Here is a 15,597-nt window from a genome sequence, read left to right as displayed (position 1 = left end):
GTTTTTACTACACCTAAATATAAATCTCAGATTTGTGAAGCAGATCGTAAATTTGAAATTTATTTTTATGTAAACGATTGGTTTATATATAAATATACTATATTTAAAACTTTTTTTGCGATTAAAAATTGTACATAATTTGATCTAATTATTCTATCAAAATTTTAATTTTTAGACTAACCCACCTTTTTTACTAGAATGTATACCCCATATTTTTTATTAATATAAATATTTTTCTTGATCTGTACATCAATACAGATATAATCATAAAAAATTGGACATTCAAACAGGAATTTAATTATGGCAACTCAAGAAGAAAAACAAAAAGCACTAGCGGCTGCATTAGGGCAAATAGAAAAACAATTTGGTAAAGGCTCAATTATGAAATTAGGCGATACTAAAACGTTGGATGTAGAATCTATTTCTACCGGATCACTTGGCTTAGATGTTGCACTGGGAATTGGTGGTTTACCTATGGGTCGAATTGTAGAAATATTCGGACCTGAATCATCTGGTAAAACAACATTAACTCTTTCCGTCATTGCTCAAGCGCAAAAAGCAGGAAAAACCTGTGCATTTATTGATGCAGAACACGCACTTGACCCTATTTATGCAGCAAAACTTGGTGTAGATGTAAAAGAACTTTTTGTTTCTCAACCAGATAATGGAGAACAAGCACTTGAAATATGTGATGCATTAGTTCGTTCTGGTGCAATTGATGTAATTATTGTGGACTCCGTTGCCGCACTGACACCAAAAGCTGAAATTGAAGGCGATATGGGGGATTCTCATATGGGTCTGCAAGCGCGTTTAATGTCTCAAGCTTTGCGTAAACTCACAGGTCAAATTAAAAATGCAAACTGTCTAGTTGTGTTTATTAACCAAATCCGTATGAAAATAGGTGTAATGTTTGGTAATCCTGAAACTACCACAGGCGGTAATGCATTAAAATTCTATTCATCCGTTCGCTTAGATATTCGCCGTACAGGTTCTGTAAAAGACGGGGAAAATATTATAGGAAATGAAACTCGCGTAAAAGTAGTAAAAAACAAACTAGCAGCTCCATTCCGCCAAGTGGATTTCCAAATTCTCTATGGAGAAGGCATTTCAAAAGCAGGTGAATTATTAGAACTTGGGGTAAAACACAAACTTGTAGAAAAATCAGGTGCGTGGTATTCCTATAATGGCGAAAAAATTGGTCAAGGAAAGGCTAATTCAATGAAATGGCTTAACGAAAATATAGAAAAATCAGATGAATTAGAAGCTCGTTTACGTGCTGAATTAGTAGCTAATCCAGAACAAGCCTTAATGGCGGATATTGAACAATCTGAAAATAATACTGAATTAGAAAGTGATTTTGAATAAAGAAAATTACAAATGCCAAAAGTGCGGTTAAAAATGACCGCACTTTATATCAACTCAATAAAAATAAAGGAATCATTCCTTGTCATCCCTTGCTTTTAATTACATAGTCAATCTTCTTACACGCAGAGAATATAGTGAATTTGAACTCCGCAATAAAATGCAGGAAAAGAACTTTTCGGAAGAAGAAATTGATGAAGCTTTATCTCAATGCCAAGCAAAAAATTGGCAAAGTGATCGTCGTTTTTCAGAAAATTATCTAAATTCACGCGCGCAAAAAGGTTATGGTGTAGGAAGAATTCGACAAGAATTACTCCAATTAAAAGGTGTGTCTTCTGATATTATTGATGAAGTTTTAATGGAATCAGAAATTGATTGGTATGAAATGGCTGAGAACTTGTTACGTAAAAAATTCCCAAATTACAACGAACAGCAAACGCCTAAAATGAAACAAAAAATTTGGCAATATATGCTATCACACGGATTTCGTAGCGATGAATTTGCTGATTTAATTGGGCAAAACCAAAGTGAATGGGATTAATGTAAAAGTTGAGAACAAATTTTATATATCCAAATGCCCAACCCAGTCATAGCTAAACATCCAAATAAATGCATAATCAATACACAAAATCCATTTAACCACTTGTCATTAAAAAATAATTCCACAACTTCGGAAGAAAAAGACGAAAATGTAGTTAGCGATCCTAAAAAACCGGTAATTAAAAATAACCGCCATTCAGAACTAATTTGTGGGAATTGCCAAAAAATCCCAAGTAATACACCAATAATTAAACAACCAAGCAAATTAGCGATTAAAGTCCCAAAAGCAAAGGAAGAAAATAAAGGATTAAATAACAATCCTATAGTCCAACGCAATGACGCGCCTAATATTGCACCACAACTTATGAATAATAATGCCTGCATTAATAATCTAATCCAAATTGAGTTCGCAAATAACAAGCGACTGATTCTTCTTTATTTGATCCAATAACTTCTAAATCTGGACAAGCCGTTTTTAAACGAATATCAGCATCTTTCATAATGCAACCTTTTCCAGCCCAAGAAAGCATTTCTACATCATTCATTCCATCACCAAAAGCAATACAGTCTTTTAACTCATATTCTCGTGATTCGAGTAAATGTTTTAATGCATCCCCTTTTGAAACATTCTTATTCATTACTTCCAAACAAGCTAATGCAGAATAAACAATTGTCGTTACATCACCAAATTTATCTCGTAAATAAGTTTCTACTTCAACTAAATCCTCTGGAGTTTTACCAATAAAAAAGACTTTTTCTGTCCCACGTCCATGATGTTTGGAAAAATCAACTACGTTATAATCAAATCCAGATTCTTTATGGAACTGACGCATTGCAGGAATATCTTTATTAGTAAACCAGCCTTCATCTTGATAGCTATTCATGCATACTTTGGACGTATCAAATGGCGTTTTGTAAAGCTCGAGAACTAATTCTTCAGGTAAGCTATTGCTATAAAGCAAATTACCCTGTAAATCCCGTACACGAGCACCATTTGATGTAATCATAACCGCACGTTCCGCACCAATTTTTCCAAGAATGGATGACACATCGGTATGATTACGTCCTGTTGCCAAAATAATATCTACGCCTTTTTGCTCTAATGCTCTCAGCGTATCAATGGTAAGATCACCCACTAAATGTTCAGGTGTTAAAAGCGTGCCATCTAAATCAGACACCATTGCTCGAAAAGGTAAATTCATAAAAACCTCAAAAAATAAACTATGCTTATCATATCACTAAATATACAAATGGTACTTGCTGAAGATCAATGTATTAAAAACTGTAATAAAAATAACCGCACTTTTATTAAGCATCAATAGACACATTCCTCTTTATCCAATAATAAGCTAAAACATATTTTCGTTTAAATTGATCTACTATTAGAAATTAAACAAATACCAATAAAGAGTTAGTTTATTTTTATTAGAATGAATATAAATTCTAATAAAGCTAAAAATCTCGCAATAAAATTCTACATACTGGAATTACCAGTTGAAAAACGATAACAAATTTCATTTTACCTCTCTTATAATACAAGTGTTCGAACAACAAGCAGTACCTCGAATGATGTATGTTTATTCCCCAATGGATAGTCAAAAAACAAGGAGATTATTATGGCTTTCAATATGAAAAACAGACATTTACTTAGTCTTGTTCATCACACAGAACGTGAAATTAAATATCTCTTAGATCTCTCCCGAGATTTGAAACGAGCCAAATATACAGGCATAGAACAACAAAAATTAAAAGGCAAAAATATCGCACTCATCTTTGAAAAAACCTCCACTCGCACACGCTGTGCATTTGAAGTCGCCGCTTATGACCAAGGCGCACAAGTCACCTATATCGACTCTAACTCCTCCCAAATTGGCCACAAAGAAAGTATGAAAGATACCGCCCGCGTATTAGGCAGAATGTATGATGGAATTGAATATCGTGGCTTTAAACAAAGTATCGTTCAAGAACTTGCTGATTATGCTGGGGTGCCAGTATTCAATGGTTTAACCGATGAATTCCATCCAACACAAATGCTTGCCGACGTACTTACCATGATTGAACATTGCGACAAACCATTAAGCGAAATTAGCTATGTCTATATTGGGGATGCTCGTAATAATATGGGTAATTCACTTTTATTAATTGGTGCAAAATTGGGTATGGATGTGCGGATTTGTGGACCTAAAGCTTTATTACCAGAAGCAAGTCTTGTGGAAATGTGCGAAAAATTTGCGAAAGAAAGCGGCGCTCGTATTACCGTAACTGAAGATATCGACAAAGCGGTGAAAGGTGTTGATTTTGTTCATACTGATGTGTGGGTTTCAATGGGTGAACCATTAGAAACTTGGGGCGAACGCATTAAATTATTACTTCCTTATCAAGTAACACCTGAATTAATGAAACGCACTGATAATCCAAAAGTGAAATTTATGCACTGCTTGCCAGCCTTCCATAACAGCGAAACCAAAGTTGGTCGTCAAATTGCTGAAAAATATCCTGAATTAGCTAATGGTATTGAAGTGACTGAAGATGTATTTGAATCGCCAATGAACATTGCATTTGAACAAGCAGAAAACCGTATGCACACAATTAAAGCTGTAATGGTAGCAAGTTTGGCATAAGGAAAACGTATGAGAATAGTGATTGCATTAGGCGGTAATGCGTTATTACGACGCGGAGAACCAATGACAGCCGAAAATCAACGACAAAATGTTCGCATTGCTTGTGAGCAAATTGCTAAGATTTGGCCAAATAATGAATTAGTGATAGCACACGGTAATGGTCCACAAGTGGGTTTGCTCGCTTTACAAGGTGCCGCTTATACTGATGTGCCAACCTATCCTTTAGATGTATTGGGAGCAGAAACAGCTGGAATGATTGGTTATATGATTCAACAAGAACTCGGTAATTTAGTTCCATTTGAAGTGCCATTTGCAACGTTATTATCTCAAGTAGAAGTTGATATCAACGACCCAGCTTTCAAAAATCCAACTAAACCAATTGGTCCTGTTTATACGAAAGAAGAGGCTGAACGTTTGGCAAAAGAAAAAAATTGGTCTATCGCACAAGATGGAGATAAATATCGTCGCGTTGTGCCAAGCCCATTGCCAAAACGTATTTTTGAAATTCGCCCAGTAAAATGGTTGCTTGAAAAAGGCAGTATCGTCATTTGTGCGGGGGGGGGTGGCATTCCGACCTATTATGATGAACAGCATAATTTACAAGGTGTTGAAGCCGTTATTGACAAAGATTTATGTTCAGCTTTACTTGCAGAAAATCTTGATGCTGATTTATTCATCATTGCAACTGATGTTTCAGCAACCTTCGTAGATTGGGGAAAACCAACTCAAAAAGCAATTTCAGTTGCCTCACCTGAAGCAATTTCAGAACTTGGTTTTGCAGCAGGTTCTATGGGGCCAAAAGTACAAGCAGCCATCAACTTTGCAAAACAAACAGGAAAAGATGCAGTAATAGGCTCTTTATCTAATATTGTGGACATTGTGAAAGGCAAAGCTGGTACTCGTATTACGAAAAAAGCTGAAGGCATTTCTTACTATGCTTAAATAATAAAGGAACTTTGAGAAGCCATTCTCAAGGTAAAAAGTGCGGTCGGTTTAACCGATGTTTTTACCAACCGCACTTTAAACGTTACACATAAGGAGCTCGCTATGGATGCGTCCAAAAAGAAGAAAACGTTTAATTTCCCATCAGCGTTTACCATTTTATTTGCAATATTAATTCTCGCTGTTGGATTAACCTGGATAATTCCATCTGGTTCATATTCAAAATTAACATATAATTCCACTGATAATGTCTTTGTGGTCAAAGCTTATGGCGTTGATGATAAAACTTATCCCGCCACAACAGACACTCTTGATAATCTCAATATAAAAATTAAACTCTCCAATTTCACCGAAGGCGTGATCAAAAAACCAATCGCTATTCCTGGTACTTATCAACGTGTAGAACAACACCATAAAGGCATTGAAGATATAACCAAAAGTATGGTTGAAGGCACCATCGAAGCCGTTGATGTTATGGTCTTTATCTTTGTATTAGGTGGTATGATTGGTGTCATTAACCGTACCGGTTCTTTTAATGCCGGTTTGATGGCTCTCGTGAAAAAAAACAAAGGCAATGAGTTTTTTATTGTATTCAGCGTATCTGTTTTAATGGTGTTAGGCGGTACAACCTGTGGTATCGAAGAAGAAGCAGTGGCATTCTATCCGATTCTGGTGCCAGTATTCTTAGCTCTGGGATATGATGCAATAGTCTGCGTAGGGGCTATATTCCTTGCTTCATCTATGGGATCTGCATTCTCTACAATTAACCCATTCTCCGTTGTTATCGCATCAAATGCAGCTGGTATTCAATTTACTGAAGGTATTGGTTTCCGTGCTCTAGGTTTAGTTTTGGGGGCAACTTGCGTAATCGTATATCTTTATTGGTACTGTAAAAAAATCAAAGCTGACCCAAGTTTTTCTTTCACTTATGACGATCGCGAAGAATTTCGCCAACGTTATATGAAGAACTTTGATCCAAATGCAACTATCGCATTCTCAGCTCGTCACAAATTAATCTTAACGCTTTTCTGCATTGCATTCCCGATTATGATTTGGGGTGTAATGGTTGGCGGATGGTGGTTCCCTCAAATGGCTGCATCTTTCCTTTCCATTACTATCATCATTATGTTTATCAGTGGCTTGTCTGAAAAAGATATTGTGGAATCTTTCACTGAAGGTGCATCAGAATTAGTAGGCGTATCCTTAATCATTGGTCTTGCTCGTGGCGTAAACTTAGTGCTCGAACAAGGTATGATTTCTGACACCATTCTTGATTATATGTCTAATGTAGTTAGTGGTATGCCAGGTAGCGTATTCATCTTAGGTCAATTAGTCGTATTTATTTTCCTAGGCTTAATCGTGCCGTCTTCTTCAGGCTTAGCCGTGCTTTCAATGCCAATTATGGCTCCACTTGCTGACTCAGTGGGTATTCCACGCGATATCGTGGTTTCCGCTTACAACTGGGGACAATATGCAATGCTATTCTTGGCACCAACAGGATTAGTATTGGTGACTCTCCAAATGTTGCATATTCCGTTTGATAGATGGGTTAAATTCGTGATGCCTATGATTGGATGTTTATTACTAATCGGATCTATTTTACTGGTAGTACAAGTATCCTTATATAGCGTTTAATTAGTCAAATTGCCACCTAGATCACAGTTTTTCTAGGCGGTTTCTTTTATACTAGGTTATCTTTTTTGTTAACATAAAAAGGATTTACTATGCTTAAAAAACGCTTTGATAATATTGATACCCGTATTCTTAAAGCATTGCAACGCAATGGTCGATTACAAAATAATGAACTGGCTAACGAAATAGGACTTTCAAATTCAGCTTGTTTACGCCGAGTAAATCAACTGGAAGAAAGCGGCGTAATTGATAGTTATGTTGCCTTATTGAATCCCAAAAAAATAAATTGTCATCTTATTGTTTATGTATTAGGTTCTTTCTTTGAAGAAGATCCTGAATTAAAAGAGCGGTTTATTTTTGAAGTGAAATTAATCCCTCAAATTACTGAATGCCATTTTATGGCAGGAACCTTCGATTTTCTTCTGACATTTTGTGTATCAGATTTAGAAGAGTTTAACCACATTAAAACCACCTATCTTAATTCCAGGCTTGGCATTAAAACCTTAAAATCAGAAGTAACACTAAAAACGGTTAAATCAACAACTGAGTTGCCTTTATAAAAAAACTCGTATTATTTATACGAGTTTTTATAATAATTAACAAACTTCAGCCTGTTCTAATATAACTTTTTGTAAAACTTTAATTCCTGCCTCTATATCTTTCCAATCTGTAAATTCAAGAGGGTTATGACTAATTCCAAAATGAGATGGAACAAAAATCATACCTGTCGGACAAAGTATTGCCATATGCATTGCATCATGTCCAGCACCACTTGGCATTATTTCGTAAGAATAACCAAGGGAATGTGCTGTTTCAGCTATTTGGTTTACCATATTTTCAGGTAATACTATTGGATTATCTTTTGAAATAAGTTGCAACTCAATTAATAATCCTCTTTTTTCTGAAACTTTACTAACTTCCTCTTGTAATAATTCAAATACAGAATCTCTAGCTTGTACATGTGTACCTCGAATATCTACTAATAATTCACAATATCCTGGCACAACATTCATTACTCCTGGTTTAGCTGTAATATTACCTACAGTAGCTACTGTAGAATGTCCAGCTTGAATAGCCGCTTGCTCAATAGCAAGTGATAATTCAGCTCCTCCTAACAATGCATCATGACGATAATGCATTGCTGTTGCTCCTGAATGATCCGCTTGTCCTTTAATTTTAACAATTGCACGAATTGGAGCAGCAATACCTGTCACAACACCTATTGTTTTTCCTTCATTCTCTAAACGAGGGCCTTGTTCTATATGAAGTTCAAAAAAACATTTAAATTCCTTTGCATCACGTTTTGCTTGATTAATCAAATTAAAATTCATTCCTACTTCAGCCATAGCTTCTGATAAACCCTTTCCTTGTTTATCACGTAACAAACTTAATTTTTCTTGATTTACTATGCCACACATAACTTTACTACCCAATGTAGCAAAATTAAATCTACTCGATTCTTCACAAGTAAAAATTATCAATTCTAAAGGATAACGAGTCTGAATATTCTGTTCACACAATTGCAAAAGAATTTCCAGCCCAGCAACAGATCCCAAAGGACCATCAAATTTACCCGCATTCACAACAGTATCAATATGCGATCCGAATGCAACTGCAGGTAAAAAATCTTCTTTACCTGCCTTACGAATAAAAAGATTTCCAATTGAATCTCGACGAATAGATAAATCATATTCTTTACATAATTCAATAATCATATTATGGGCCTTTTCATCCTCCTCTGTAAAAGCTAAGCGAGTCAGCTCGTTTGGTACTGATGAAATAAAAGCCAGTTTTTCAATTAAATTTTGAACACGATTAAGATTAATTGACATAGTTTTCTCCTGATACGGTTTATTTTTTGATATTCGTCAAACAACAATAATTTTCTTTGAAAATTAACCTTTTCTAAGTGTAATATCGGTATTGCTAAATGCCTCTAAAAAGGAGTGGAAAATGAAAAACATGTTACTGCTCAGTAGCTCAAAATACAAGAACACAGGTTATCTTGAACACACTCTACCTTGGTTACAAAATTTCTTGGCGGATTATCGTGGTAAAACAATTGCTTTTGTGCCTTATGCTGGGGTATGCCGCACTTTTGATGAATATGAAAAAACTGTGCAAAATGCACTTTCTTATTTAGAGATGAATATTGTTTCCGTTCATCATGGTAAACAGCATCGAGATATTATTGAACAAGCAGATGTCATTGCTATTGGCGGCGGGAATACATTTTGTTTGTTAAAACAGCTTTATGAACACAATTTAATTGATATCATTCGTGAAAAAGTGAATAACGGTACGCCTTATTTTGGTTGGAGTGCTGGGGCAAATGTAGCGGGTGCATCCATTATGACAACGAATGATATGCCGATTACTTATCCTCCTTCATTTCAAGCATTACAGCTTTTTCCTCATCAAATTAATCCGCACTTTATTTCAGGTAAAATGCAAGGTCATAATGGCGAAAGCCGAGAAGAACGTTTGGCTGAATTTTTACTCGTTAATCCAACCGCACTTGTATATGCATTGCCTGAAGGTTCTGCACTTCATATACAAAATGAAATGGCAACTGTGTTGGGTGAAAATCCTATTTTGTGCTTCAGTGAAAATATGGAATGTGGCACATTTGATATCAATACAACTTTTTCTTATTAACTTAAAAGGAACATATAATGGAATTATTCAAATCCATCGTTGCAGTAATTGGCATTATTGCCACAATTTATTTTCTGATTAAAAAAGCCGAAACCCGAACAGTTTTGATTGGTGTCGGTTTAATAATGTCCATTCTGACGCTGAATCCAATGGGTGCATTAGATGCTTTTGCCAAAAGCATGACATCTGGCGGATTAATTATGGCTATCTGTTCCAGTATGGGTTTTGCTTACGTGATGAAATACACTCAATGTGATACTCATCTGGTACATTTACTTACTAAACCATTAAGCGGATTAAAATTCTTCTTAATTCCGATTGCAACCGTCATCACCTTTTTCATCAATATTGCTATTCCTTCTGCTGCTGGTTGTGCTGCTGCAGTTGGAGCAACATTAATTCCCGTTTTAAAAAGTGCGGGTGTTCGACCAGCTACTGCTGGTGCAGCTATTTTAGCAGGAACTTTTGGATCAATGATGAGCCCTGGTTCTTCTCACTCAGCAATGATTAGTGAAATGTCAGGTTTAACCATTACACAAGTCAATCTTTCTCACGCACCTTACAATATAATCGCAGGTGCAATAGGTGCTATTGTTTTAACAATTCTTGCGCTTGTTTTTAAAGATTATGGTGAACAACATCGCCAAGCTTATCTTGCAGAACAAAAAGAAAATGAAATTAAAGTTGTTGAAGGCGTCAATGTACTTTATGCCCTTGCACCATTAATACCATTAGTTATTTTAGTAATTGGTGGAACGTCATTACAACAAATACAGGGTCTTGAATGGACTAAAATGGGCGTTCCTCAAGCTATGCTTATTGGCGCAATTTACGGCATTATCGTAACTCGTATTTCCCCAGTAAAAATCACTGAAGAATTTTTCAATGGTATGGGAAATTCTTATGCAAATGTACTTGGTATAATCATTGCAGCCAGCGTATTTGTAGCAGGATTAAAATCTACGGGTGCAGTTGATGTGGCAATTTCTTTCTTAAAAGAATCCAACGAATTTGTACGTTGGGGTGCAACAATTGGACCATTCTTAATGGGCTTAATTACAGGCTCTGGCGATGCAGCAGCTATTGCTTTTAATACAGCCGTCACGCCACATGCTGTAGAACTCGGCTACACTCACGTAAATCTTGGTATGGCAGCAGCAATTACTGGTGCAATTGGTCGTACTGTTTCACCAATTGCAGGCGTAACTATTGTTTGTGCAGGACTTGCGATGGTAAGCCCAGTAGAAATGGTAAAACGCACCGCACCAGGCATGATACTTGCAGTTTTATTCTTAGCATTATTTATGTTGTAAAAATAGTAAAAAACAGACCGCACTTTATTGATCTGCACCCCAAAAGTTGGACTAACCAAACCAACAATTGAGGTGCAGATTTTTTATGGGTAAACACTACACAATCGAATTTAAATTACAGGTTATTCAACCTATTTTGAATGGGAAAATGAGTATTAGAGAAGCTGTGCGTTTTTATAATATTCCTTCCAACGCCTTAATCGGGACGTGGTTGAAACGGTTTGAAAAAAGTAGCATAAAAGGACTTATTCCCCGTAAACCATCAGGACGACCGCCGATGAAACCTAAATATGCAAAAATGCCACCGCCACCCAAAACTGAAGAAGACCGTTTACGTTTGAGAATTTTACAGCTTGAAGAGGAGGTAGCTTACCTAAAGGAGTTGAGAAGACTCAGACTTCAGGACGAAGCCGAGCAAAGGATTAAATAAAGCTTGTGGTGTCATTTTACATTCAGACCTGGGATGACAATATCAAATGGTAGCTTATCGTCGAATCTTGACTGAACATGGTATCATTCAAAGTATGTCTAGAAAAGGGAATTGCTTGGATAACGTTGCGATGAAAAGTTTCTTTGGACTATTAAAAAAGGAATGCTTTTATGGCAAGAAATTTAAAACAAAAGAAGAAATAGTTGAAGCAGTAAGGGATTATTTGGACTATTATAATCACCGTCGAATCCAACTGAAATTAAAGGGACTGAGTCCGGTACAATATCGAAAACAATCCTTTAAATGACAGTCTAACTTTTTGGGGTCAGATCATTTCAACCGCTCTTTTATACTTTAAGTTTATTACTACTCGAAAGAGCCTACATTAAGATGTAGGCTTTTCTTTTTTTAATTAAGCTTGAGATTTTTTAAGGTCAAATTTGTAAGAAACAAAACCATACAATGTCCAACCGATAAAGGTCACAATTGAACCATATAACATCGCTTGTTCACCGGCTGCATAAAGTGCATAGATACTATAGAGTGAACCAATAAAGGCAACAAAAACTGTTGTTTTATATTTTTGTGGCGCAACATTTTCCTCTTTCAATAACACTGCGAGAGCAGCCATTGAGAGCAAGTATGGGATGACGTTTGTAACCACTGCTAAGTCCACCAACACATTGAATTGTTTATTTAATGATGGGCTGATTGTCATTAAAGAAAGTAAAGTTTGTAACGCAGTAATAGTAATCATACCAACAACAGGCGCATCTTTACTGGTAACTTTTTTGAAAAATGCTGGGAAATAACCTTCTTCTGCTGAAGATTTGAATACTTGAGCAATAGTGAACTGCCAGCCTAATAATGAACCAAAGCAAGACATCACCATTAAGACCATGATAACTTTACCGACAGTTTCATCAAACATATGAGCAAAGGCTAAACCGAATGGCGCTGTTGAATTAGCGAGTTCAAGGTTAGGTACAATACCTGCAATCACGTTAGTTGAAACAATATAAATTACCGCGGCCCCTAAAGTACCACCAAGTACTGCTATTGGTACGTTTTTCTCTGGGTTTTCAACTGCATCTGCGTTAGCACAAGCTGATTCTAACCCTAAGAACGCCCATAATGTCATTGAAATAGATACACCGATCGCTTCAAAAGTTGGTACATTGTGTGGGTTCCAAGAATTTACATACATTGAACCATCAAACCATTTCCAACCAATAATAGAAATACCTACCACAGGAATAATTACGCCCCAAATGGTAAATGAACTGATATTACCGGTGATTCTTGCACCACCAAAGTTAAGAACGGTTGCAAGCCAAAGAGTGAAGATAGTCCATAATGCGATAGAAAGAGGTGAAAGGGTTGCACCGAAAAGCTCTGAACCATAACCCACCGCAGAAATTGCGATTGCTGTATTGGCAATAACTAATGATACACCGTAAGTATAGTTTGCCATGAAGTTACCGGCTTTACCGAAAGAGTATTCCGCATAACCGCCCATACCACCAGATTTTTTACTGAACATACCACATTGTGCAAATGCGTAAGCTAAGGCTGTTGAACCTACGGCTGTTACAAGCCAAGAAACAATGGAAATAGTCCCAATTTCAGCTAATTTGGTCGGTAACATAATGATACCGGAACCCATCATATTAACCATGGTAAGAATGGTGAGTTGTACTACACCAATTTTATTACTTTTAGCGCTCATAATTTATACTCCTACAAGTGCGGTCAAAAAATCAGATGTTTTTAACCGCACTTTCTTTTGTTTGTGCTGAGAGGGTTATGAGGAAGATCCTCACAACCTCACTTTATTAATAGTCAGTTAAAACATAGCCATATGCACGAGTACGTCCATCAGGGTCTTTTTGTAAGTAAACCCCTTGGATTTCAGGTGCGAAACCAGGTAATGTGTTGATACCTTCTTCTAATGCAAGGAAGTATTTTTGTGCAGTTGGACTCCATCTTTCTCCAGGCACCACACATAACACACCTGGAGGATAAGGTAATGCACCTTCCGCAGCCACACGACCAACAATATCAGTCAATGGAACGAGTTCAACTTTGTTACGTACTAACTCAATATTTGCATCATGTGGATTTAATACATATTCTGGTAATGTCGCTTTGCGGAATAAATCTTTTTGAAGTTGTTTCACATTGCGGCTTACATAAAGATCATGCATTTCTTGGCATAATTGACGGATGGTATAGCCTTTGTAACGGTCTTCATTGTTTTTATACACAGTTGGCAATACATCTTTTAATAAAGAGTCTTGTTTAATGTGTTTTTCAAACAAGGCGATTTGAGCGACCAAAGTTTGCATTTTGGTGAGGGTTTCTGCCGGAGTGAGCAAGAATAAGATTGAGTTCAAGTCACATTTTTCCGGAATAATACCGTTTTCACGTAAGTAGTTAGCAAGAATAGTTGCTGGTACACCAAATTTTTCATATTCGCCTGTTTCTAAGCTAATACCTGGTGTGGTAAGCAAGAATTTACAAGGGTCAACAAAGTATTGTTCATCAGCATAACCTTCAAATTTATGCCATGTATCTGTTGGGTGAAATTTGAAGAACTCGAGATTAGTTGCAATTTCTTCTGTATCATAATCTTGCCATTTTTTACCTTTAATTGTGGTTGGAATAAATGGACGAATTAATTCACAGTGATTTAACACTAATTTACGCGCTTCGATACCTACTTTCACACATTCATGCCATAAGCGACGACCCGCTTCGCTACCTTGAATTTTTGCATTCACATCTAACGCCGCAAATAATGGATAGAACGGACTGGTTGACGCATGTAACATAAAGGCATTATTGAAACGTTTGTGGTTTACATAACGATCTTGACCTTTAATGTGTTTATCTTTTTTGTGAATTTGTGAAGTTTGTGAGAAACCTGCTTGTTGTTTATGAACAGATTGAGTCACTAAAATACCAGGGTCATTTTCATTTAATTCAAGCAATAATGGAGAGCAGTCTTTCATCATTGGAATGAATTGTTCATAACCTACCCATGCAGAGTCGAATAAGATGTAGTCACAAAGATGACCAATTTTATCTACCACTTGACGTGCGTTATAAATTGTACCGTCATAAGTACCTAATTGAATAACGGCTAAACGGAATGGACGTTTTTGGTTTAATTTTTCAGGCGCCACTTCTTTAATTAATGATTTCAAATAATCTTCTTCGAAGCAGTGACTATCGATACCACCAATGAAACCAAATGGATTACGTGCAGTTTCTAAGTAAATTGGGGTTGCACCCGCTTGAATTAATGCACCATGGTGGTTTGATTTATGGTTATTACGGTCAAATAATACTAAATCGCCCGGAGCAAGTACTGCGTTTAATGCAACTTTGTTTGAAGAAGATGTACCATTTAATACGAAGTAAGTTTTATCTGCATTGAATACTTGAGCAGCATATTTTTGTGCATCACAAGCTGCACCTTCGTGAATTAACAAGTCACCTAATTTCACGTCTGCATTACAAATATCTGAACGGAAAATGTTTTCACCGTAGAAGTCATAAAGGAAACGACCTGCTGGGTGTTTACGGTAGTATTGACCACCTTGATGTCCCGGACAGTCAAAAGCAATATTACCCATTTCTACATATTCACTTAACATTTTGAAGAATGGAGGTAACATTTTTTCTTCATAAAGTCTTGCAGCAGTTTCGATTTGACGGCTATAAAGCTTAATGTCATAACCATTTAAATCTTGAATATGATAAATAGCATCATAGAATTTCGGATCAACTTGTTCTTCTTCAGTTTGAACAACAAATACTGGGATACCAAAATTTGTTGCTTGAATACGTTCAAGGTATTCACCTACATCCCCTGATGTCAACATGATAGCTGCAACATCAGTAAAGTCTGTTTTGGTAATTTCAACTAATTCTCTATTTGTAGAGAAATATTGTTCAACTTTTGGATTATATGCAATTTTTAAGTTTGGCATAATAAACTCCTTTTATTTATTTTTTTGACGTAAAGTTACCCTGCGCTATTAATTTTAATAACGCAATAGATTTATTTAGAATAAAACAACTCGCTCTAGTT

14 protein-coding genes and 1 pseudogene are annotated in these 15,597 nt (G+C 36.2%); 10 read left to right on the top strand and 5 right to left on the bottom strand.

Annotated features, from left to right (window positions below; all coding sequences use genetic code 11):
- The first annotated feature begins 300 nt into the window (after positions 1–300).
- Positions 301–1,365, top strand: coding sequence for a recombinase RecA (gene recA, locus ACPT8O_RS01900; protein WP_021034531.1), 1,065 nt, complete (start codon positions 301–303; stop codon positions 1,363–1,365).
- Positions 1,366–1,444: 79 nt separating this feature from the next.
- A complete protein-coding gene (gene recX / locus ACPT8O_RS01895) occupies positions 1,445–1,903 on the top strand; it encodes a recombination regulator RecX (RefSeq protein WP_041175256.1) in 459 nt (152 codons plus the stop codon).
- Here recX and crcB read toward each other — a convergent pair.
- Both crcB and ACPT8O_RS01885 read right to left on the bottom strand, forming a co-directional pair.
- The gene (crcB, locus tag ACPT8O_RS01890; RefSeq protein ID WP_021034533.1) at positions 1,900–2,286 is read right to left on the bottom strand and encodes a fluoride efflux transporter CrcB; all 387 of its coding nucleotides are present in this window, start codon (positions 2,284–2,286) and stop codon (positions 1,900–1,902) included. The two genes, recX and crcB, sit on opposite strands and share 4 nt — an antisense overlap.
- Positions 2,286–3,104, bottom strand: a complete 819-nt coding sequence (locus tag ACPT8O_RS01885; protein WP_021034534.1) for a Cof-type HAD-IIB family hydrolase — start codon at positions 3,102–3,104, stop codon at positions 2,286–2,288. The genes crcB and ACPT8O_RS01885 overlap by 1 nt, the downstream gene beginning before the upstream one ends.
- Positions 3,105–3,518: 414 nt before the next feature.
- Here ACPT8O_RS01885 and ACPT8O_RS01880 point away from each other — a divergent pair, with 414 nt between their 5' ends.
- The 4 genes from ACPT8O_RS01880 to ACPT8O_RS01865 all read left to right on the top strand — a co-directional run bounded on the left by ACPT8O_RS01880 (position 3,519) and on the right by ACPT8O_RS01865 (position 7,657).
- Positions 3,519–4,523, top strand: coding sequence for an ornithine carbamoyltransferase (locus tag ACPT8O_RS01880; protein WP_021034535.1), 1,005 nt, complete (start codon positions 3,519–3,521; stop codon positions 4,521–4,523).
- 9 nt (positions 4,524–4,532) lie between these two features.
- Positions 4,533–5,465, top strand: a complete 933-nt coding sequence (arcC, locus tag ACPT8O_RS01875) for a carbamate kinase (protein WP_021034536.1) — start codon at positions 4,533–4,535, stop codon at positions 5,463–5,465.
- 105 nt (positions 5,466–5,570) lie between these two features.
- On the top strand, positions 5,571–7,100 hold the full coding sequence (locus tag ACPT8O_RS01870; protein ID WP_021034538.1) for a YfcC family protein: 1,530 nt from the start codon (positions 5,571–5,573) through the stop codon (positions 7,098–7,100).
- Between the two features lie 89 nt (positions 7,101–7,189).
- Positions 7,190–7,657 carry an Lrp/AsnC family transcriptional regulator gene (locus tag ACPT8O_RS01865; protein WP_021034539.1) on the top strand — a complete coding sequence of 156 codons (468 nt, stop codon included), beginning with the start codon at positions 7,190–7,192 and terminating at the stop codon, positions 7,655–7,657.
- A gap of 36 nt (positions 7,658–7,693) precedes the next feature.
- Here ACPT8O_RS01865 and ACPT8O_RS01860 read toward each other — a convergent pair whose 3' ends face one another.
- Entirely contained in the window at positions 7,694–8,929 is a 1,236-nt protein-coding gene (locus ACPT8O_RS01860; RefSeq protein ID WP_021034540.1) for a Zn-dependent hydrolase, read from the bottom strand.
- Between the two features lie 121 nt (positions 8,930–9,050).
- Between ACPT8O_RS01860 and pepE the strand changes: the two genes are divergently transcribed.
- The 4 genes and pseudogenes from pepE to ACPT8O_RS01840 form a co-directional block, all read left to right on the top strand.
- A complete protein-coding gene (gene pepE / locus ACPT8O_RS01855) occupies positions 9,051–9,755 on the top strand; it encodes a dipeptidase PepE (RefSeq protein WP_041175257.1) in 705 nt (234 codons plus the stop codon).
- Between the two features lie 17 nt (positions 9,756–9,772).
- Positions 9,773–11,068 (top strand): C4-dicarboxylate transporter DcuC, encoded by a 1,296-nt coding sequence (dcuC, locus tag ACPT8O_RS01850; protein WP_021034542.1) that lies wholly within the window; start codon positions 9,773–9,775, stop codon positions 11,066–11,068.
- 85 nt (positions 11,069–11,153) lie between these two features.
- Entirely contained in the window at positions 11,154–11,498 is a 345-nt protein-coding gene (locus ACPT8O_RS01845) for a helix-turn-helix domain-containing protein (protein WP_021034543.1), read from the top strand.
- A 13-nt stretch (positions 11,499–11,511) separates the two neighbouring features.
- Positions 11,512–11,805 (top strand): annotated as a pseudogene (locus tag ACPT8O_RS01840) (transposase); the annotation flags it as partial.
- Positions 11,806–11,910: 105 nt separating this feature from the next.
- Here the strand turns inward: ACPT8O_RS01840 and potE are convergent.
- Entirely contained in the window at positions 11,911–13,227 is a 1,317-nt protein-coding gene (gene potE / locus ACPT8O_RS01835; protein WP_041175258.1) for a putrescine-ornithine antiporter, read from the bottom strand.
- A 106-nt stretch (positions 13,228–13,333) separates the two neighbouring features.
- Entirely contained in the window at positions 13,334–15,496 is a 2,163-nt protein-coding gene (gene speF / locus ACPT8O_RS01830; RefSeq protein WP_021034546.1) for an ornithine decarboxylase SpeF, read from the bottom strand.
- Between the last annotated feature and the right edge of the window lie 101 nt (positions 15,497–15,597).

Origin of the sequence: Haemophilus sp. HN_Hi08 (genome assembly GCF_049824455.1) — a bacterium.
GTDB classification, from domain to species: Bacteria; Pseudomonadota; Gammaproteobacteria; order Enterobacterales; family Pasteurellaceae; genus Haemophilus; species Haemophilus influenzae_D.
This window is presented reverse-complemented; position numbering and strand designations above follow the sequence as displayed.

What these genes read in the sequence shown, in the direction of transcription:
- recA (WP_021034531.1), top strand. Translation starts at nt 301, where the DNA reads ATGGCAACTCAAGAAGAAAAACAAAAAGCACTAGCGGCTGCATTAGGG.
- crcB (WP_021034533.1), bottom strand. Translation starts at nt 2,286, where the DNA reads ATGCAGGCATTATTATTCATAAGTTGTGGTGCAATATTAGGCGCGTCA.
- ACPT8O_RS01885 (WP_021034534.1), bottom strand. Translation starts at nt 3,104, where the DNA reads ATGAATTTACCTTTTCGAGCAATGGTGTCTGATTTAGATGGCACGCTT.
- ACPT8O_RS01880 (WP_021034535.1), top strand. Translation starts at nt 3,519, where the DNA reads ATGGCTTTCAATATGAAAAACAGACATTTACTTAGTCTTGTTCATCAC.
- arcC (WP_021034536.1), top strand. Translation starts at nt 4,533, where the DNA reads ATGAGAATAGTGATTGCATTAGGCGGTAATGCGTTATTACGACGCGGA.
- ACPT8O_RS01870 (WP_021034538.1), top strand. Translation starts at nt 5,571, where the DNA reads ATGGATGCGTCCAAAAAGAAGAAAACGTTTAATTTCCCATCAGCGTTT.
- ACPT8O_RS01865 (WP_021034539.1), top strand. Translation starts at nt 7,190, where the DNA reads ATGCTTAAAAAACGCTTTGATAATATTGATACCCGTATTCTTAAAGCA.
- ACPT8O_RS01860 (WP_021034540.1), bottom strand. Translation starts at nt 8,929, where the DNA reads ATGTCAATTAATCTTAATCGTGTTCAAAATTTAATTGAAAAACTGGCT.
- pepE (WP_041175257.1), top strand. Translation starts at nt 9,051, where the DNA reads ATGAAAAACATGTTACTGCTCAGTAGCTCAAAATACAAGAACACAGGT.
- dcuC (WP_021034542.1), top strand. Translation starts at nt 9,773, where the DNA reads ATGGAATTATTCAAATCCATCGTTGCAGTAATTGGCATTATTGCCACA.
- ACPT8O_RS01845 (WP_021034543.1), top strand. Translation starts at nt 11,154, where the DNA reads ATGGGTAAACACTACACAATCGAATTTAAATTACAGGTTATTCAACCT.
- potE (WP_041175258.1), bottom strand. Translation starts at nt 13,227, where the DNA reads ATGAGCGCTAAAAGTAATAAAATTGGTGTAGTACAACTCACCATTCTT.
- speF (WP_021034546.1), bottom strand. Translation starts at nt 15,496, where the DNA reads ATGCCAAACTTAAAAATTGCATATAATCCAAAAGTTGAACAATATTTC.